The sequence below is a fragment of the Paenibacillus dokdonensis genome, from assembly GCF_004916975.1.
GTDB lineage: Bacteria > Bacillota > Bacilli > Paenibacillales > Paenibacillaceae > Paenibacillus_AQ > Paenibacillus_AQ dokdonensis.
The window spans coordinates 1,764,726-1,785,546 of sequence record NZ_STGQ01000001.1; the positions used below are offsets into that span (position 1 = coordinate 1,764,726).

Sequence of the window (20,821 nt, forward strand, 5' to 3'; positions counted from 1 at the left end):
AAGGTCATCTCCCGGCTTATCCCGGGAAGATTCTTACTCGAAGGGCAGGGAGACAAATGTGGCAGGTATCAAATAAGAAACTTATGAACAAGCGTCCGCAGAAAAGCAATATGGATCTTTCCACAGGACAGACGATCCGGAAGGATCTCCGTCTCAACTGGATCATTTACCTGATGGCGCTGCCCGTCATTGCCTATTATCTCATTTTTCACTATGGTCCAATGTACGGGCTGTTAATCGCGTTTAAGGATTATTCGCCGGCAGAGGGGATTTGGGGAAGCCATTGGGTAGGTTTTAAGCATTTTGACAGCTTTTTTAACGGCATTTATTTTTGGAGGCTGATCCGGAACACGGTTCTGATTAATGTTTATGATCTGATCTTTGGTTTTCCGGCAGGGATCATTTTAGCACTGCTTCTCAATGAAATCCGAAAGATGATGTTCAAGCGTTTCGTCCAGACTATCTCCTATTTGCCGCATTTTATTTCAATTGTTGTGGTTGCGGGCATGATGTTTGATTTTTTAAGCCGTGACGGTCTCATCAATCAACTGATTGGAATGTTCGGCATTGCCCCGATTGATTTTCTGAAGGAATCAGGCTGGTTCCGGTTTATCTTTGTATCCTCCGGTATCTGGCAGGGCATCGGATGGGGGTCTATCATCTATCTGGCATCCATTGCGAATATTGATCCGACACTGTATGAAGCAGCCAAAATCGACGGAGCAAGCCGCTGGAGACAGATTTTTCATATTACCATTCCAGGCATTATGCCAACGATTGTGATTATGCTGATCCTGAATATGGGCAATATGCTCTCCGTCGGAAGCGAGAAGGTGCTTTTGCTTTACAATCCGCTCACTTACGAAACAGCCGATGTGATCTCGACTTATGTATACCGGAAAGGGATACTCGAAGCAAGCTACAGCTTTACGGCGGCGGTCGGTCTGTTCAATTCGGTAATCAGTCTCATCCTGATCGTCTCTGCCAATGCAATCAGCAAACGTGTTTCTGAAAATAAACTGTGGTAAGGGGGAAAAATCATGGGCGCGCAAACGACAGGTGAAAAAGTATTTAGCGTCATCAACACACTGCTCATGCTGCTTCTTTGCTTCATTACTTTATATCCCTTTTTATATGTGCTGTTCGCCTCCTTAAGTGACGCAGCAAGCTTCATTCAGCATAGGGGTATGCTGCTGAAACCGCTCGGGTTTAATTTAGATGCTTACAAAGCGGTTTTCAAAAATCCGATGATCACGAGCGGTTACAGGAACACGCTCTTCTATGTTGCCGCGGGAACGTCAATTAACCTGCTTATGACGGCTCTCGGAGCATATGTACTTTCCCGGCGTAATCTGTATTTCAAAAACATTCTGATGTTTGGTATCGTCCTGACCATGGTATTCAGCGGGGGATTGATTCCGTCCTATATTCTGATCAATAAGCTGGGAATGATGAACACCCCATGGGCGCTGCTGATTCCAGGTGCCATCTCGACATTTAATCTGATTATCATGAGAACCGCATTCCAGGCCGTCCCTATATCTCTGGAAGAGTCCGCCAAAATCGACGGGGCAGGGGAGTTTACCATTATGTTTCGGATCGTCATTCCCTTGTCTATGCCGGTTATTGCGGTAATGATCTTGTGGTACGCTGTTGGACACTGGAACTCCTATTTTTCTGCGCTTGTCTACTTACGCGACCGCACGATGTATCCTCTTCAGCTTGTGCTTCGTGAAATTTTGATCGCGAACTCGACTGATTCCATGTCCACAGGCGTTGCGGCCGATGACAAATACGCTATAGGGGAGACGATTAAATATGCCACCATTATCGTTTCTACACTACCGATTATTTGTTTGTATCCGTTCCTGCAGAAGTATTTTGTCAAAGGGGTATTAATTGGTGCCATCAAAGAATAAAATAGTGTCCAGCCCTGCCCGGTTACATTATAATGAACGTAATCGTTCATACTCACGCATATTGTATGATGCATGAATAAGGTAGGGGGGATGCTTGGTGAAATGGCTGCTTCAATCACTTGGTTTCCGTAATTTGAGAAGTGTATGGATTACGATGTTAATCTCGAATGTGGTTTTGCTGCTTATTCCTGTTTCCATGGGTGCATTTCTATATACGAAAGTGGAAGAGAGTCTGGAAAATGGAGCAAACCGATCCAATCAAGCGATGCTTGAGCAGCTTAAACTGTCTTTGGACAGTAAATTGAACGAAGTTGATAAATTGGCCCAACAGATTATATTTGATCCCAAGCTCGAATATTTGTTAAAGCTGAATGAAGATCAGAACAGCCCGGACCGCTATAAATTCATAGAGTTTATGCGTGATACTCTGTCGAGGCCGGGGAATATCACAAATTTCATCCAGGATTACTATGTTTACTTCCGTAATAGTGATTTGGTCCTTAAGTCTGGTCTTCTGACGGATTCCCGCAAGTTCTATGATATGTATTACAGCTACCAGGGTATGTCCTACGAGCAGTGGCGTGAAGAAATATTAACGAGTTTCCATACGATGGCATATCTGCCTTCCGCTACCCTGCTACGTCGTGCGGAATATGATCCGATGCAAAGCATTGAGAAAACGCCGCTGAATGTGATCACGTTTACACAGTCTCTTCCTGGCCGCGACCGGAAAGATATCACAGGCAGCTTCGTTATCCTGATTGATGAAAGCCAGATCAAAGAGATGTTCGCCCAGATTGAATCCGCGAGCGACAGTTCGATTTACATAGTCGACGGAGACGGAAGGACCATTATGGCTACGGACCGGGAGCCTCTCCCGTCCGCCCTCTTGTCCAGCATTAATGGCAGTGGCGGGCTGTTCAATCATACCCTGAACGGCGACCAAAAGGTGGTCTCGTATACGCCTTCCAAGAAGGAAGGTTGGAAATATGTATTGGTCACGCCAAGAAGTGTCTTTATGCAGCAGGTCATACTTATTAAAAAATGGACGTTGATGCTGTTTGGCCTTTGTCTTGCCGTGGGCCTTTCTGCTGCTTTTACCTTGGCTTACCGGAATTACAGCCCGCTCCGTAAAGCGGTAAATACTATTCTCGGGGGCAAGGAGTGGAGCGGTAAGTTATCCGGAAATGAATATGAATTTATTGTGCGGTCGATTGAGGGTTCTCTGCATGAGGAAAAAAACCTGCGCAGCCTGTTGGCCCAGCAGACTCCTGTCATCCGCTCCAATTTTCTCTCGCGGCTGATCCGGGGACAAATGGAGGTCGATGCTTCCCATGCAGGCGGACAATCGCTGCGGTTCATGGATATTTCTTTTGTAAGCGATTACTTCTTGGTCATTGTGGTTCAGCTGGATAGCATCTCCAGATTTAATCAAGAACAAAGCGAGGAACAGTGGGCGCTTGCCAGGTTTATCGTCTCCAATATCGGAATGGATATGATCCAAAGTCCGCATAAGACATTTGCCGTAGAGCTTGACCGGGATCGCATAGCGTTATTGAATAACTATTCTGCAGAGATATCAGATCATGTTGAGCAGGATATTAAGGACATGGCCGAGTTATTCAAGAACATGATCGAACAGCGGTTTAAAATTGACATTACAGTAGCTGTGGGCCTTCCTCATACGGGTGCCAAAAGTATCGGAGAAAGCTACGCTGAAGCGGTAGCTGCTCTCGAATACCGTATTATTAAAGGTGGAGGTACCATCATCTACTTCCAGGATATTACGAATGTCGACTCGCACTATTACTATCCGATTGATATCGAAGTTCAGCTTATCAATTTTGTGCGCAGCGGAGACACGGATCATGCACTCAAGCTGCTGGATACGATCTATATGATGAATTTTGAATCGGGGAGTATTACGCCTGAACTCGGAAGATGCCTGTTCTTCAACATCACAAGTACTTTTCTGAAGATCATTAATGCAACCGGGACGGACCAGAATGACATTCTCGGACCGGAATTTGATCTGGTGAAGGATGTTTTTTCATATGAAACGGCAGAAGGCATGCATAATCGGATGAAAAAGCTATATGAAATGCTGGCGGAATCGCTCGTCACGGACCGGACGGACCATAGTGCTGCACTTCTGCAGGATATGTCACAGTTTTTGGAGGAGCATATCACGGACGCGAATATGGGACTTGGCATGATTGCCGACCGTTTTGATATGACGCCACAATATGTCTCCACGTTTTATAAAAAACAAAGCGGGATGAATCTCAGTGATTACATCGTCAGAAAAAGGATTGAGCTGGCCAAGCAGCATATGTGTGATAAGGATCTGACGAATGTCCAAATTGCCCAACTGGTCGGGTATACGAGTGATGTCGTATTTATCCGTGCTTTTAAGAAAATTGAAGGGGTGACTCCGGGAAGATATCGTGAAAATATGCTTGCCTATGCGTCGGATGATACAGGCTAGCAGCTTGTGAAAAGACTATATTGGACATGATAAATTGTTGACTGATAGCAATTCATTCGTATACAATATGGAAAGTAATATGAAGCAAGCAATAAAGGCGATGGAGTTCGCCATAACCGCCGTAAGGCTGATGACTCCTACCAGTGAAGAGGAAGCACACACTGGTAGGAGTCTGTTTTATTTTGGCCGCTCCTGCCAAGTCGTGCGCGGAGAATTCATACATACCGTTCAGGAAAAGGGGCATAACAGAAAAGATGAAGAACATAAAGAAATGGAAAACTCGAAAGGTCTCAAATTTTTGGCATGCGGCTTTATTCCGGAGCTTTTTCAGATGGATCTGGCTTGGAGGGGTTGTCGGGATTTTGAGCGGATCGGCATCGGCGATTTTTCTGATTGCATTAGAATATGTGACAGATACTCGAATCAATCATCCCTGGCTGCTGTATTTTCTGCCTTTAGGGGGTGCGCTGGTCAGCTTTTTATATTTGAAATTTGGCAAAAACAGTTCCAAGGGCAATAATCTCATCATTGAGCAAATTCACAATGGCAATGAAGCGATTCCCCTACGTATGGCACCGCTGGTGCTGTTCGGAACTTTGATTACCCACTTGTTCGGCGGATCGGCAGGCCGTGAAGGAACAGCGGTACAGATGGGTGGAAGTCTCGCGGAGCGTTTCGGCAAGTGGATCAAAGCTGGGCCTGTTGACAGGAAAATTTTGCTCATGTGCGGAATCAGCGGCGGGTTCGGTTCGGTATTCGGTACGCCGCTTGCGGGAACGGTCTTCGGACTTGAAGTCATCGCCATCGGACTTATCCAATACGAAGCATTGATTCCTTGCTTTACCGCCAGCTTTGTCGGACATCTTGTAACTACACAGCTGTGGGGCGTGGAGCATGCTCATTATCCTCTCATGATCGCTCCGGCGCTCAGTCTGATGGTCATCTTAAAAGTGTCAGCCGCTTCGCTGTTATTTGCTTTGGCGAGCATCTGCTTTAGTGAATTCACACATTTACTCAAAAAGCTGTATTCTTCTATTTTTCGGAATCCGATGCTGAAAAGTGCGGCAGGCGGCTTGATCGTAATCGGACTCGTGTACTTGGTAGGTTCACGCGAATATTTGGGTCTTAGCGTGCCGCTGATCACGGATGCTTTCCATCAGGATGTACCCACCTTTGCCTTCCTCTGGAAGCTGGTCTTCACATCGGTTACACTGGGAGCAGGGTTTCAGGGTGGCGAAGTCACACCGTTGTTCGCTATTGGTGCTACTTTGGGTCATACGCTGGCAGATTTATTTCATATGTACGGACCTTTTTTGGCGGCACTGGGCTTTATCGCGGTGTTTTGCGGAGCAACACATACACCGATCGCATGTTTTCTGATGGGCATTGAATTGTTCGGGTCAAACGGAGCCATATATATGTTTATCGCATGCTTGATCAGCTATATATTTTCAGGATACAGCGGGATCTATACGTCGCAGCGGATCGGTATATCCAAAAGCCATCTGATCAACGTTCCGCCAGGAACGACGCTTGCAACACGGCGAAATCTATTGTTTCAAAATCGAACTTCGCATGAACAAAACAATATCTCGGAAACCGACAATGAGAAAAAATAAATGCTAGGCCATCGGTAAGGGAGGAACATGAAACGTGAAACGGATATGGCAGATCAGCATGACCTTGATGCTTGCCGGAATATTGACTGCCGGATGCGGCGGAGGCACTAACGAAGCTAAACCGTCGGAACCGGAGACGGGAAAATCGTCGAACCAGAACACGAACCAAGACTCGAACAGCTCAGTAAACACCGGTGGATCCGATACATCATCGGGTACCGGAGAGACAGAACCGGGGGATGTGAATAAGGTTCCGAGTGACCCGGCTTTGGAGCAGCTGAACAAGCTGAGTACAGAAGAGAAAATCGGTCAGCTGGTTCTGGTGGGCATGGACGGGACAACAAGCAGTGAAGCGACAAAGGAGCTGCTTGAGAAATATCACGTCGGAGGCTTTATTTTCTATAAAAATAACATTGAGAACACGAAGCAAGCCCTCAAATTATTCAATGACTTAAAGCAGGATAACCAATCCAACCCTGTTCCGCTCTGGATGAGTGTTGATGAAGAGGGGGGACGCGTATCCCGGATGCCGAAGGATTTTGTGAAAATCCCAACCAGCCAAGCGATCGGCAAAAAGGACAGCCCAGAGTTATCCAAGGAGATCGGTGGAATACTTGGCAGGGAGCTGTCCGGATTTGGACTGAATATGGACTTTGCTCCTGTGCTCGATATCAACAGCAACCCACAGAATCCGGTCATCGGAGACCGCTCTTTCGGCAATAAGGCTGATCTGGTGAGCCGTTTGGGATTGGCAACAATGGAAGGCATCAAGGAAGAGAAGGTTGTACCGGTAGTCAAACATTTCCCTGGCCATGGAGATACTTCCGTTGACTCTCATATTGGACTGCCTGTTGTGAATCATGATCTGAGCCGCCTCCGTAAAATGGAGTTAGTCCCTTTCAAGGACGCTATCGAGGATAAAGCGGATGTTGTGATGATAGCTCATCTGCTCATGCCGAAGATTGACCCGGATCATCCGGCGTCCTTTTCCAAAAAAGTCATTACAGACCTTCTGCGCAATGAACTGGGATTCCAGGGCGTCGTCATATCGGATGATATGACAATGGGTGCAATTGAGGAAAATTATGATATAGGCAAAGCCTCGGTCAGCGCCATATTGGCAGGAGGTAACATCATCCTTGTTGGTCATGATTACGGTAAGGAAAAGATGGCGATCAATGCTTTGAAGAACGCGGTTAAAGATGGAACGATTTCTGAGGATGTACTGAATAACCGGGTCTATGCCATCCTGAAGCTGAAGCATTCGTATGGGCTTTCAGATAAATCTGCTGCCGGTCCGGATGTGCAGAGCATCAATGCGGATTTGAAGAGCTTGCTGAAGAAAAACGGATTGCAGAAGTAATGACCTCTCGCAGTAACTTGATGGAAGTGTATTAAACAAGGCTTAACACGATTTGTAACCAATCCGAAAGAGCAGCCCAAGGATGACCCCGGGCTGCTCTTTCGTCTTTGTCATTCCTAAAGCTGCTTTAGCATCATGTATACGATGATTCTCGCGTGAGCTTGCGGTTCCCCATCAGCTTCCTGACATCGAGCTCGGACCATGCTACCCCAAGCAGGACCATAGCTGCTCCGATATATCCTTGAAGCGTGAGCGATTCATTCATAAAGCAAATACCGAATACAGCGGCGACCACAGGCTCCAATGCAAAGATTAATCCGGTATGCGTAGGGGTGGTATACTTCTGTGCGATGGCTTGCAGGACAAAGCCGACCGCGCTGCATACAATACCAAGGGCAAGTACCGATATCCAACCTGATGTCGTAGCGGGAAGTCTAGGTGTCTCCAAAAGCAGGCAAAATATCAATCCGAACACAGCGGCGAAACCAAGCTGGAGGATGCCTGCATTTAGAGAGTCTGTTCTTTTTGCAGCGCGTCCGGTCATGATGATATGTACTGCGAACAGCAATGCGGCGAGAATGCACCATGCATCACCGGATTGCAGTGTGGTATGCGGTTTTAGTGTCAGCATGCCACTGCAGCAGGTGGTTGAGCTGGGCAGTTTAACGAAAGCGGCGGAAACTCTGGGTTTAACGCAGTCTGGAGTGAGTCACGCCATTCACAGTTTGGAGTCGGAATTCGGCTTCTCCCTGCTCAGCCGGAGCCGTTCCGGTGTAAAGCTGACGGATAATGGAGAACGCGTACTGAGATATATACGGGATATGCTTTTGGTTCAAGAGCAGCTGAAACAGGAGGTGGCCTTAATCAATGGCATTGAGGTGGGTACGATTCGGATTGGAACCTTCACGAGTATCTCTGTGCAATGGCTGCCGGGTATAATCAGGCAATTCCTGAGCCAGCATCCGAACATTGAGGTCAGGCTGTTTGAAGGAGATTATCATGAAATTGAAGAGTGGCTGCTTAAGGGAGAAATTGACCTTGGATTTGTCTCTCTGCCGACCATGGATTCTTTTCACATTATTCCTCTGCGACAGGATCGGATGCTCTGCATTATGCCACCGGATCATTCTTTGGCGCAGGAAAATTTTGTGAGCTACAGCCAGCTTGCAGATGAATCGTTCATCATGCCCAAGGAAGGAAGTGACTACGATGTGCGGCGCGTGTTGGGGAAGGGACGAATCAAGCCGCCTGTCCCATTTCAGACCGCAGATGATTATGCTATTATTGCAATGGTTGAAAATGGACTTGGCATTAGCATTTTACCCGAGATGATTCTGCAGGGAAGAACCAATAAGGTTGTGGCTCTTGAACTGGAGGATCAAAGCTTCCGCTCTCTGGGCATTGCCTTGAATACATCGAAAAGCAGCACACCAGCGACGCAGAAACTGATCCGCACCGCAAAAGAATGGCTGACTAGCTGGCAGCCTATGCCTCAAACCGGATTCAAACATCCGTGGCGGAAAACCGATTGACCCATTTGATATGTGAGAGAAGATAATCCGCAGATGCAGTGGAAATGGAGATGAGAAAGCTGGACCAGTTACGGATACTTATCATTGAAGACGATGCCAAAATTGCCACCCTCCTGAAGACCCATATTGAAAAATACGGATATGCAGCTTCGGCGGTAGTTCATTTTGATCGCGTCATGGAGGAATTCAGAGAAGTGCAGCCGCATTTGGTTCTTTTGGATGTCAATTTGCCGAATTTCGATGGATTCTACTGGTGCCGTCAGATCCGTGCGCTTTCAACCTGCCCAATCCTGTTTATCTCCGCAAGGGAAAGTGAGATGGATCAGGTGATGGCGCTTGAAAACGGCGCGGATGACTATATAACCAAGCCCTTTCATTATGATGTCGTGGTGGCAAAAATCCGCAGCCATTTGCGGAGAGCTTATGGTTCGTATTCCTCGAAGACGGAGGAACGTACCGTGGAAGCTTCGGGGCTGATGCTGTATCCCGAACGGTTTCTTTTAACCTACGATGGAGAATCGGTTGAACTAACACAGAAAGAATCTGTATTGGTCGAGGCTTTAATGAAGAAAGAGAACCGTATTGTCAGCCGCGGACGCCTCCTCGACTTGATGTGGGAGGATCGGCATTTTATAGATGATAATACCCTGAATGTCTATATTACGAGAATTCGAAAGAAGCTTAAGGAGCTGGGGTTTGATGAGCCGGTAGAAACTGTGCGCGGTGCGGGCTACAAGCTGCGTCTGGGAGGAAACGAGGATTCATGAGACTTTTCTTAAGAGAGCAGCTGCCGCTTATGATTTTTTATGGGGTCCAAATGATACTTGTTGGCCTTTGGTACTGGCTTGCAATAGAGGACCGATCTCTTGTTACCGTATTATACGGCGCTTTACTCAGCTTGGTCATGCTGCTGATTTACCTGGCCTTCCGCTTTTATACCCAAAAAAAGCTGTATGCGAGATTAGAGATTCCGCTTGGTGAAATGGATCAGTCATTGAATGAACTCGGGGATGCACCAATGGCTGATGCGGTAAGCGATCTGCTCCGTAACCAGTTCCAATTGTATAAAAATGAGCTGCACGGCACGCAGCAGAAGCTTGATAACCATACGGCTTTTATTAACCGCTGGGTTCATCAGATGAAGACGCCGGTATCCGTGATCCAGCTTACGCTTCAGGACCTGGACCTTGAAGATGAGATTTCGGACGGTATGCAGGAGGAAATCGACAGGCTGAAAAAAGGACTGGAAATGGCTTTGTATACCTCGAGACTAGACAAGTTTGAGCAGGACTTCAAGGTTGAGGGCATTCCACTTCTGGACACTGTAGAGAAAGCTGTTGCGGGAAACCGTCAATGGTTTATCCGTAAGGAAGTCTACCCGGATATCCATGTTCCATCCGATTTGACCGTGATCAGCGATGCCAAATGGCTTTCCTTCATGCTGGGACAAGTCATTGTCAATGCCGTAAACTATTCGGCGGGTACGGGCAAGAAGGTTACGTTCATTGGTTTCAAGCATGGCGCAAATACGGTGCTCGAAATCAGCGATGAAGGGATCGGGATTGCCAAAGAAGATTTGGGGAGGGTATTTGATCCCTATTTTACCGGTAACCAAGGCAGGCAATATCATGAATCAACCGGCATGGGACTTTTTCTTGTACATGAAGTATGCGTGAAGCTTGGCCATAAGATTGAAATTGAATCCGTACCAGGTGAAGGAACGACAGTAAGGTTTACTTTTTATAAGTATTGATATGAAATAGCTGTTAGGCGCTGCGGGGAACGCAGCGTTCTTTGTTTTATCCGTATATATATCCGAACAGAACCTTACAAATGTTTAAGGTTGAGGTAAGGAGAATCCATAGTTTGAGCAGAGGCAATGTTATAAAGTGGATACATAGAGAAGCACAGTTTTGGAAGGAGATTGATGATGACTGATATTTTAAAAGTAACCGGACTAAGCAAGGTATATCCGGGAAAAGTGACAACCCGGGCATTGACAGACATCGGCCTTACGATTCAAAAAGGAGAATTCGTGGGTGTCATGGGACCTTCAGGGAGCGGCAAGACTACGCTGCTGAATATGGTGTCTACCATTGATACACCGAGCTCCGGCACCGTATTGATCAACGGAAGCAATCCGCATGCCATGCAGAAAAAGGAATTGGCATTATTCAGAAGACGTGAGCTAGGATTCGTATTCCAGGATTTTAATCTGCTGGACACGCTTACGGTTGCTGAGAATATTGTGCTCCCGCTTACGCTTGATAAACAAAACCTTAAATCAATGGAAGCGAAGCTGCAAAAGATTGCGGAACGCCTCGGCATTGCAGAGATACTGAATAAACGGGTCTATGAAATATCAGGTGGCCAGAGGCAGCGTGCGGCCATCGCCCGGGCGATTATTCCGGAACCCTCGCTTCTGTTAGCAGACGAGCCGACAGGTGCACTGGATTCGAACTCGTCCCGTATCGTGATGCAAACCATGGAGAAGCTGAATGAAGTGGATGGGGTTACCATGATGCTGGTAACACATGATGCTCAGGCCGCAAGCTACTGTCATCGCGTCGTGTTCATCAAGGATGGAATAATTTCCGGCGAAATACGCAGAGGTGACAACCGGCAGGCATTTTTCCAGAAAATTATCGATATGCTTTCGTATTTGGGAGGTCATGCGCATGAGCTTTCGACAGTTCGCGTTTAATAATGTCAAGCGCAATGCCCGGGCCTATTTTGCCTATTTTCTGAGCAGCAGCTTTATGGTAATGGTGTTTTTCACTTATGCATTATTTATATTTCATCCGGATATTGATAAAACAGAGATCGGTTCGAATGTTCAAATGGTGATGCAGATTATGGAATACGTAATATACATTTTTGCGTTTTTGTTTGTCCTGTATTCGATTGGAAGTTTTTTGAAGGCCAGGAACAAGGAATTTGGCATTCTGACAATCCTTGGAGCAACGCAAGGACAGCTGAGTAAGCTGGTATTTGTTGAAAATATGCTTATCGGAGCATTATCCATCATCACCGGGATGCTGGCAGGAATGTTATTGTCTAAGCTGTTTTTGACCCTGAGTGCCCGGATGATCGGAATTGAGCAATTAGGCCTGTATTTTCCGGTAAAAGCGCTTCTGCTTACCGTAAGCTCATTTTTTCTCTTATTCCTGGTCATCTCTGCTTTCACGTTGATTTTTATCAACCGTAACCGCGTGCTGGAGCTGCTCACAGGATCAAGCAAGCCCAAGAAAGAACCGAAAGCTTCAATCCTGGTTTCAGTGCTCGGCATCCTGCTGCTTGCAGCTGGTTATTATGAGGTAGATAAAAGTCTGACGTTAGCCGCGGTGACGGGAATTGCGGGTACTTACTTTTTTTTCACGCAGATTACAGTGCTAGTATTTCGGCTATTGAAGAAAAGTCGGCGTTTGACGTGGCGGGGAACGAATCTGATCTGGATATCAGAAATGGCTTATAAAATTAAAGATAATGCGCGCATTCTGTTCATGGTGACAGTGGTGACATCGATCTGCTGTATGGCTGTTGCCTTCATCATGTCGGTGAATTTGCGCAACCAAAACATGTACGCATCAGATCCTTACCCAATCCGTTATATCATGAACGATGCAAAACATGGAGCGGGTGAATTACAGTCCATCGAACAGAAGCTGAGCGAAAACGGCATAAAGTATCAAACCTTTACAACCGAATCCTATATTGCAAAAGCAACCGGCCGAAAACCGGATGTCTCCATTATGCCGGTGGAAAGTTATATCCATATTTCGCAAGCTCTTAAGCTTCCAGCAGCAGGCTCACTGGAGGGGAATCAGGCGATACTGGTTCAGTCGGATAAAGAAGCAGGGAATAATCCAGGCTGGGGCAAGAATACATCCGTGAAGCTTAACAATCCGGAAGCCCGGCTGCAAATCGTCAAGGAGATTCGAACGGATAAGGAAGTATCGCCGATGCCCAATTCGAATCTGCTTATTGTCACCCATTCGTTTTTTGAAGAATTAAAGAAGCAGATCCCGGAGAGCAAAAACTATTGGGTTATGAATGCAAATATTTTTATGATACCTGCCTGGTCGAACGGGACGGTACCGGGGAGAAACGATCAGGAGTATAAAGTAGGCATGGAGCTTGATCAGTGGAAAACGGCTAATCTGCTGACTACCCGGGGCGGAACCTACGGTTCACATGATCAGTCGACATCCATGATGAGTTTCGTTGGTATTTTTATCGCTTCGCTGCTGTCGGTATGCTCGGCCAGCTTCCTGTATTTCAAGCTGCATTCCGAGCTGAGGCAAGATCAACAAATGTACACCTCGATGTCCAAAATTGGCATGAGGTCATCCGAGATGGGGACATCATCATCCATTCAAATTGCAGTATTGTTTTTTACACCGATATTCGTTTCGGCGATTCAAACACTGGTGGTGCTGAACCGGGTACGGGAAGTGCTTGATCTCGATGATGTTAATCAGCCGGTGCTCATCGCTTCGGCGGCCTTCCTGATTATTCAGGCTCTATATTTCCTGTTGGTCAGCACGAGATACATCCAGAAGCTGAAACAGGTGATGGTGTAAAGGAAGGGAGCCAAAATGAAACGAATTGATGTACTTGATTATTTGCGGGGATTTGCCCTGATCGGCATTGTGTTTATTAATATTTTTCAGATGATACCCTATATCCATGTGCCCCCGGAATACGGTTTTTGGAGCGATATGGAGCAGGCAGTGCTAAAGTTCATTCATTATGCGGTGTTTGAGCGGTTTTACACGATATTCAGCTTCTTGTTTGGCATTGGATTCTACTTATTCATCTCTCGCGCAAGGGCGAGAGGTGATAGAGCTTATCTTCTGTTTACACGCAGACTCCTGATCCTTTTGATCTTTGGCTTCATCCATCACCAATTTCAACCTGGGGAAACATTAACCGTATATGCCATTCTGGGATTTCTTCTTCTTCCTTTATATCAACTAAAGCCCACAATAAATCTTGCTTTGGGACTCATCTTACTAGTCTCTATTGTTTGGCTCGGACCCATCGGCATGAGTCTCAGTATGTTCATGTTGGGCTTGTGGGCAGGGCAATGCGAGATATTCGAACATGTGGCGCAATATAAAAAGAGATGGATTTTCGTCCAAGTGGTTTCGCTTATTCTCATCCCGCTCGGGTTATGGGCGCAAAATGAAATCATCAATCGAACAGGCCTACTGGATGCTGGAATGGCCGCCGGCGGATTGGTGGAAGATGTACTTTACGTCACCACGCTCACATTGCTGCTCCAGTATCCTTGTATGAAAAAGTGGCTTATGCCAATGAGCAAGCTTGGACGAATGGCGCTGACCAACTACATCATGCAGACCGTTCTGATTTTAACCATGGATGCGATGCTGGATCTAAGCAATCATGCTTATTACTTGATTTTGGCTATGATGGCAACTGAGATTTTAATGTTCCAAATGATTTTCAGCGTGATGTGGCTGAACCGCTTTGCCATGGGGCCTTTGGAATGGATATGGCGAATCGGAACCTATGGCAAAATTCCGGATCATTACAAGCAAAAAACAAGTGAATTCAAGGAGATGAGTCTATAGGCTGAGTTCCGCCATGTTGAAAATATGCCTGCTCTCCGCTAATCTTAGATCATATCTCTGGCATTTTTATGGATAACCATCATGGATGTACAGAGAACAAGCGGAGGGTATGGCATGAGAATCAGCTTAAAATGGAAATTCACCGGCTTTCTTGCGGTGTTGCTTATATTTGCGATTGGTTTGCTGAGCTTCCTTATATTGCAAGGAATAACCAGCAATCAGAAGCAGCAGATGGAACAAAGCATGGAGCAGCAGGCTGATGTGGCTTCGGACCGCATCCGTCAGCTGTTTGTGACAGGGACCCGGGTGGATGCAGCAACATTCATGCGTTTACAGGGCCCTGCTTTGGCGCGTGAACTGGGGAATGTCAGCGGTATGAGAGTTATTTTGTATGATGCAAAGGGCAATGAGACCGGGGATTCATTGGTTATGGCCGAAAAACCGGATATCCGGCAAGCTCTGCAATACGCACTAACCAATAAAATTGCATATGAAATTCATGGGGATGTCCTTGAGTACCTGTCTCCGGTTCAGAGTGATCAGGAGCAGCTGGGGGTTGTTCATTTTCAGTCATCGGTCAGCAGCCAGCATACGTTTTACCGTAGTATTCAGCGGCTCTTTTGGATTGCTGGCGCAGTCGTTTTGGGTATTTCGTTCATCATTGGCTTAATCTATATGAATAGGCAGGCCAATGACATTCACCGACTTAAAAAGGCAACGGACCGGATTCGCCAAGGGGAGTATCTGGAAAAGCCCAGCTTACGGCGGAATGATGAGCTCGGGGAGCTGAGCAGCGGTATCTTTGATATGAACGAGGCCATTCAGGCGAATGTGTTTTCTTTGCAGGAGGAACAGGAAAAGCTGCTTCAAACCCTCGAAAAGCTGCAGCAGCTGGAAAAACAGCAAAAGGACTTCATCCATAATATCAGTCACGAATTCAAGACGCCGCTGACTTCCATTCGGGCATATGCCGATCTTCTGCACATGTATCCCGACGATCCGAAGCTCATTCAGGACGCATACGAATCGATTACCAAAGAAGCAAGCCGGCTTTATGATCTTGTTGAACGGGTTCTTCATCTAGCTGCCTCGGAAAAATATGAGTTTGATCATCATCCGGAAGAGGTGGAGCTTCAAGTATTACTGGCCGATATCATCTCACGGATGAAAGGCAAAGCGGATCAGTTCGATATCACCCTGTATGAGCAGCTCCAGCTGGCGCGAATCATCGGAGACCGCAACAATCTGACTCATATTTTCATCAATTTGCTCGATAATGCCATTAAATATAATGTTGCCAAGGGTTCGGTAACGATTTCAAACCAGATAGTCGGTCAGTACGTAGAGGTGCGTTTTCATGACACGGGTGTAGGTATTCCGGAAAACATGAGGGATCTTATCTTCGAACCGTTCTACACGGTTAATCATGACCGGGCCCGGAAATCCGGGGGAAGCGGCCTTGGACTGGCTTTGGTCAATCAGCTGACGAAGCAAAATCATGGCGTTATAAAAGTGGAAAGCCCATCGGAAGGCACAGGTGCGGAATTTATCGTTACATTTCCGTTGATTTCCGCAAAAAGTTTATAAGTTGGAAACATTTCGATAACTTTTAGAAATCATTGTTCCCTATACTCAAATACAGAAAGAGGTTCAGATTTGCGTAAATCCGCAGTTAGCGAGAAGGAGGGAGCCGCATTGATGACACACAGATGGCGAAATAAACTAGGCTTTGCGGCGATGGCTGTCATGATTGCTGTGGTGACTGGATGCAGCGGTACCGGGAGCGAGAAAGTGACAGTCAAGAATCCTCCGGTTCGTGAAACAGGTGGCAAAGTAGAGCTGGAACGGATTGACCGGCAGAGTGATTCCTATGGTCTTGCATGGTTGTCGGATTCCGAAATCATCAGTACCAAAGCGCCAAAATGGATGGAGGGAGATCTGTACGTTCATTCTCTCGTCAAGGAAAAAGATCCGGACAGGAAGCTTGGAGTTCAGCATGCCTTGACGGTCAATTCATCTCCGCAGCAGTCGTATTTGTTCATCAGTAACCGGATGGAGGCATCGATCTTAAATCTGGCGGATGGGAAGGAAACGCCTCTGGATGTTAGCGACGGAACATATTCCATCTTAAATGGTGATGTGCGAGGCGCATGGGTCGAGGAAAAGGCGTACGTGTTCGCGGCAGCATACGGACTCAGTGTGGCTGGAACCAATGGAAAGGTGACACCCATCCTCAAGATGAAGGATCAGCAGAGCGTCATGAAAGTCGAAGCTTTCTCAGATCCATCCGATCCCAATCGGTTTACGGTATACTTCTTGGATTCGTCAGATGCACTCTACAAGCTTAAGGTCGCCAATGGACAATTTAATCGTCCGGCGGCTGAAGCTGACCCGGAGCTGGTTCGGAAAAATATAGCGGATTTCTCGATCTCACCGGATGGAGCCGACCTGGCTCTTGTTGAAGAAACCGGGAATAACAAGAATACAGTCTATTTGATTCCGGCCGGCAAACCTGGAAAAGAGACCAAGCTGGCTGAGGGCCGCCTTGCCAGACAAATGTCATGGTCGCCGGACGGATCCAAGCTTGCCTATTCATTGTTTAACCTTGAACGGGGTGGCTCCGGATTGTATGTTATGGATACGTTGACAGGCCATATGACATTGGTGTCCTTATATCCGAACCTGCAAAGTCTTCTCGTATGGAGTCCGGATGGAAATCAGCTGATGATGAGCCAGGAAAATCCGGAGATGAATCTGACCACAACCCATACCAAGCTGATGACCGAAATCTACCGGTTCAAGTAATTGAGATATAGAGAGGGGCAATGATTCGGATGAAGAAATCAATTATGTTGCTGCTGGCACTCGCGACTGCAATTGCTGTTACGGGCTGCGGCAAGCAAAAAGATGTTACGGTACAGAATCCGGTTAAACAGGATGGGCAAAAGGAAAATGGATCTCCGCAGCCTGAAAACACTACTAAAGACACATTGGAGAAGTTCAAGCTGTTGACCTCACAGGCGAAGGATGCGGGAGAGGTTATTCAATATTTAGATTCCAATCTGCCAAAAGCGACACCGGAGCAGGCAGATCGATTATTTCTGGAGCTTGAGACGTTTTATGACCGTTATTTGCCAAGCCTCAATGATAATTTCAGCGCGATGCTGTCCAAGCCGGAAACGATGCAGAAAATGAATGAAGAAATAGGTTATCCGATGGATATTAACAACATTAAAGATGACGATACGCTAAAACAGTGGCTGCTGGATCAGCAGGCAGGGGGGCTTGCGCTGGGGAATACGGAAGGCGAGTTCTTTTGGAAAGTTGATTATAAGGCGCTGCAGAAATACAGTAAATACTTATCAAACGACATCAAGAGCTATATAACGCTAAAGACCCAGGAGACGGAACAAAGCTATATCAGCGATGGAGCGATCGCCATCACAAGAGAAGAACTGGGAGACCGGATATTAAAAGCGGAGTATTATCTGGTTGAAAACCCGGACGGTCTTAAAAATAAAGACGTGCTGAAGATATACAAAGATTATTTGAACGCTTACCTGACAGACTACCGTTATGAAGCAATCGATGACAAGACCCTGAAGCTCTTGCCCGCGGTTAAAAAGAGTTATCAAAAATTTGTCAGCGAGCATCCGGAATCTAAGACAACGATACTGGTCAAAAAGTATCTCGAAGTCATCGAAAAAAACAAGGATGTTATTTACGAAAAAGGAACGGACAGCATTCAAGGTCCACTGAAAGCAGATATTCAATCCTTCTGGGATTCCATCGATCTGAAGGTCGACAGTCTGTTTGTCTCCTAAAATCAAAAGACGCTGTCTTATAAGTGGATTTCTCACGACAGAGACAGCTCAATTTTTATTATAGGAACCGAAAAATCTCAGCAAAGGAGCGATTCTCCCGTTATTGGAGAATCGCTCCTTTACGCTTTTGCTCTACTGTGGCTTGCTTCAGCATATTATGGGCAAGCGAAAGCCAGCCGACCTCATGCGCCACTTTTTCCATGCCGCGAAGCAGAAATCGCCGGAAGCCCCGGTTGTTCTACGATTGTCCTTTCTGCCGCTTTTGTACAACGTTCCTTTAGGAAGCAATCGTCATAGGAGCTGAAGTTTTCTTTTTTTGTGTTTCTTTGAAGATTGTAGATCCTTTTCCGCTTAAACAGCGGAGAGGACGAACTGATTGTGGAAAAGCGGCAGCGGTCGCCTTGGTCTCCGGATTTTCTCCGTAGAGGAGAATGAAAAAAATCTGGAGAGCACAGCGATTGGAACAACGGTCCGTTCACGCAGCGTCCACTCCAAGTGCTTACGTACATCCTACTCAAAAAACAGGGGTGTTCGCCATTTCATGGCTTATAGGACACCACCTTTTTGTCGTGCCAATCCATGCTGCGCCTCAGAAAAAAAGCAGGTGACATGGGCTAGAATTCCCTTGAAATGACTTCATACTGCAATCTATGTATAATCGGGTAAGATAAGATGTTTAGATAACAAGAATATATGGATAGGAGATTTTAATAAATGAAAGAAGGTCATCAAAAAGGGAACTGGAAAGCGTTTATTCTCTTGGTCCGGCAAACCAAGCCTTCTATCTGGATGCTTTCCGTTGCTGTTACGCTGAGTATTATCTCCACCTTGGTCAGTCTAGTGGTACCGCTGTTTACGAAAGGGCTGGTGGACAGCTTTACGGTAGACAGCATCAAGCCTTCCCAGATTGTTATGCTGGTTGTGAGCTTCATTATTTCCGCTATTTCCGGCGGTATATCGATTTATCTGCTGAACCGGCTCGGACAGGAGGTTGTGGCCAAGCTCCGCGACCGTTTATGGAAAAAGCTGCTTAAGCTGACGATTCCCTACTATGACAACCACCGTACTGGGGATACGATCAGCCGGATGACCAATGACACAGCCGTGCTTAAAGGTCTTGTATCCGAGCATGTAACGGGGTTTTTTAACGGTGTTATTTCCATGGTCGGGGCTATTGTCATCTTGCTGCTCCTGGACTGGAAAATGACGCTGATCATTCTTGCGGCGATTCCTGTCACGGCGGCAGTGCTGGTTCCTCTGGGCCGGATGATGCTCCAGATTTCACGCCGTTTGCAGGATGAGACGGCTGATTTTACAACGATACTCAACCAGGTTCTCTCTGAAATCCGGCTTGTCAAAGCTTCGAACGCGGAAGAACGGGAGACGGGAATTGGCCAAAAAGCCATTGCAGGTCTGCTCAAGCTGGGAATACGCGAAGGCAAAATTCAGGCTTTTATCGGTCCGATCATTTCTTTTGTCATGATGGGGCTTATGGTGCTTATTATTGGCTATGGCGGCATGAGAGTTTCCACCGGAGCGCTTTCTGCGGGTGATCTAGTAGCATTTATTCTTTATTTGGTGCAGATTATCATGCCGATGAACCAGATTACCGTGTTCTTCACCCAGCTGCAAAAATCTGTCGGTGCTACAGAACGCATCGTGAGCATATTGGAAGACCGGCAAGAAAATGTATCGGAAGGCAAAACACTCTCCGGACCGATTCAGACGATTCAGCTGGAAAACGTTCATTTTTCTTATGAAAAAGGCGATACCGTCCTGCATGATATCAGCTTCAAGCTGGAACCCGGTAAAGTAACGGCTGTTGTAGGTCCGAGCGGTGGCGGTAAAACAACACTCTTTTCCATTATTGAACGTTTCTATCTTCCTGACAGCGGAATCATCCGTGTTGGCGGGCTGGATGTCAGCGGATATTCATTGGAATCCTGGCGCAGACAAATCGGCTATGTTCCACAGGAGAGCCCGATTATTGCAGGGACAATCCGAGATAATATATGCTATGGCATGGAGCGGGAGGTTGCCGACGAGGAAGTTCAACGGGCAGCACATATGGCATATGCCGATATTTTTATTGAGGATCTACCGGAAGGGTACCAAACCGAGGTAGGTGAGCGCGGGATCAAGCTGTCTGGAGGACAGCGCCAGCGGATCTCGATTGCCCGGGCGCTCTTGCGAAATCCGCAAATTTTGATGCTGGACGAAGCGACTTCGAGTCTGGACAGCCAATCAGAGGTTTTCGTACAGAAGGCTCTGCAGAACTTGATGAAAGGCCGTACCACACTTGTCATAGCCCACCGCTTGTCTACGGTTGTTGATGCAGATCAGATCCTATTTATTGAAAAGGGGCATATCACCGGTGTGGGAACGCATCACGAGCTGGTTGACAGCCATCATATGTACCGGGAGTTTGCCAATCAGCAGCTTCGTATTGCAGATTCTTCCACACAAGCGGGAGTCTGAT

16 protein-coding genes and 1 riboswitch are annotated in these 20,821 nt (G+C 46.7%); of the genes, 15 read left to right on the top strand and 1 reads right to left on the bottom strand.

Annotation, left to right across the window (positions count from 1 at the left end):
- Nucleotides 1-110 precede the first annotated feature (110 nt).
- The 5 genes from E6W40_RS08260 (at nucleotide 111) to nagZ (ending at nucleotide 7,389) form a co-directional block, all read left to right on the top strand.
- Nucleotides 111-1,028 (top strand): ABC transporter permease, encoded by a 918-nt coding sequence (locus E6W40_RS08260; RefSeq protein WP_374706177.1) that lies wholly within the window; start codon nucleotides 111-113, stop codon nucleotides 1,026-1,028.
- A 12-nt stretch (nucleotides 1,029-1,040) separates the two neighbouring features.
- On the top strand, nucleotides 1,041-1,919 hold the full coding sequence (locus E6W40_RS08265) for a carbohydrate ABC transporter permease (RefSeq protein WP_425464916.1): 879 nt from the start codon (nucleotides 1,041-1,043) through the stop codon (nucleotides 1,917-1,919).
- A gap of 97 nt (nucleotides 1,920-2,016) precedes the next feature.
- Entirely contained in the window at nucleotides 2,017-4,407 is a 2,391-nt protein-coding gene (locus tag E6W40_RS08270) for a helix-turn-helix domain-containing protein (RefSeq protein ID WP_136605047.1), read from the top strand.
- A gap of 87 nt (nucleotides 4,408-4,494) precedes the next feature.
- Nucleotides 4,495-4,554, top strand: a riboswitch (Fluoride riboswitch).
- Nucleotides 4,555-4,661: 107 nt separating this feature from the next.
- Entirely contained in the window at nucleotides 4,662-6,026 is a 1,365-nt protein-coding gene (locus E6W40_RS08275; protein WP_136605048.1) for a voltage-gated chloride channel family protein, read from the top strand.
- 34 nt (nucleotides 6,027-6,060) lie between these two features.
- The gene (gene nagZ, locus E6W40_RS08280; protein WP_246072918.1) at nucleotides 6,061-7,389 is read left to right on the top strand and encodes a beta-N-acetylhexosaminidase; all 1,329 of its coding nucleotides are present in this window, start codon (nucleotides 6,061-6,063) and stop codon (nucleotides 7,387-7,389) included.
- A gap of 133 nt (nucleotides 7,390-7,522) precedes the next feature.
- Here the strand turns inward: nagZ and E6W40_RS08285 are convergent, their stop codons facing one another.
- A complete protein-coding gene (locus E6W40_RS08285; RefSeq protein WP_136605049.1) occupies nucleotides 7,523-8,020 on the bottom strand; it encodes a DMT family transporter in 498 nt (165 codons plus the stop codon).
- On the opposite strand from E6W40_RS08285, the gene E6W40_RS08290 reads away from it, so the two are divergent.
- The 10 genes from E6W40_RS08290 to E6W40_RS08340 all read left to right on the top strand — a co-directional run bounded on the left by E6W40_RS08290 (nucleotide 8,019) and on the right by E6W40_RS08340 (nucleotide 20,820).
- Nucleotides 8,019-8,921: a LysR family transcriptional regulator gene (locus E6W40_RS08290; RefSeq protein WP_136605050.1), complete on the top strand. Its 903-nt coding sequence runs from the start codon at nucleotides 8,019-8,021 to the stop codon at nucleotides 8,919-8,921. The two genes, E6W40_RS08285 and E6W40_RS08290, sit on opposite strands and share 2 nt — an antisense overlap.
- A gap of 50 nt (nucleotides 8,922-8,971) precedes the next feature.
- Nucleotides 8,972-9,688, top strand: coding sequence for a response regulator transcription factor (locus E6W40_RS08295; RefSeq protein WP_136605051.1), 717 nt, complete (start codon nucleotides 8,972-8,974; stop codon nucleotides 9,686-9,688).
- Nucleotides 9,685-10,674, top strand: coding sequence for a sensor histidine kinase (locus E6W40_RS08300; protein WP_136605052.1), 990 nt, complete (start codon nucleotides 9,685-9,687; stop codon nucleotides 10,672-10,674). The genes E6W40_RS08295 and E6W40_RS08300 overlap by 4 nt, the downstream gene beginning before the upstream one ends.
- A 174-nt stretch (nucleotides 10,675-10,848) precedes the next feature.
- On the top strand, nucleotides 10,849-11,625 hold the full coding sequence (locus E6W40_RS08305) for an ABC transporter ATP-binding protein (RefSeq protein ID WP_281281442.1): 777 nt from the start codon (nucleotides 10,849-10,851) through the stop codon (nucleotides 11,623-11,625).
- A complete protein-coding gene (locus E6W40_RS08310) occupies nucleotides 11,600-13,504 on the top strand; it encodes an FtsX-like permease family protein (protein WP_168928856.1) in 1,905 nt (634 codons plus the stop codon). The genes E6W40_RS08305 and E6W40_RS08310 overlap by 26 nt, the downstream gene beginning before the upstream one ends.
- Nucleotides 13,505-13,519: 15 nt before the next feature.
- On the top strand, nucleotides 13,520-14,518 hold the full coding sequence (locus E6W40_RS08315; RefSeq protein WP_136605055.1) for a DUF418 domain-containing protein: 999 nt from the start codon (nucleotides 13,520-13,522) through the stop codon (nucleotides 14,516-14,518).
- A 114-nt stretch (nucleotides 14,519-14,632) separates the two neighbouring features.
- A complete protein-coding gene (locus E6W40_RS08320) occupies nucleotides 14,633-16,105 on the top strand; it encodes a sensor histidine kinase (protein WP_136605056.1) in 1,473 nt (490 codons plus the stop codon).
- A 111-nt stretch (nucleotides 16,106-16,216) separates the two neighbouring features.
- Nucleotides 16,217-17,323: a TolB family protein gene (locus E6W40_RS08325; RefSeq protein ID WP_136605057.1), complete on the top strand. Its 1,107-nt coding sequence runs from the start codon at nucleotides 16,217-16,219 to the stop codon at nucleotides 17,321-17,323.
- Nucleotides 17,324-17,352: 29 nt separating this feature from the next.
- The gene (locus E6W40_RS08330) at nucleotides 17,353-18,342 is read left to right on the top strand and encodes a hypothetical protein (RefSeq protein ID WP_136605058.1); all 990 of its coding nucleotides are present in this window, start codon (nucleotides 17,353-17,355) and stop codon (nucleotides 18,340-18,342) included.
- A gap of 714 nt (nucleotides 18,343-19,056) precedes the next feature.
- A complete protein-coding gene (locus E6W40_RS08340; RefSeq protein WP_136605059.1) occupies nucleotides 19,057-20,820 on the top strand; it encodes an ABC transporter ATP-binding protein in 1,764 nt (587 codons plus the stop codon).
- The last annotated feature ends 1 nt before the right edge of the window (nucleotide 20,821 follow it).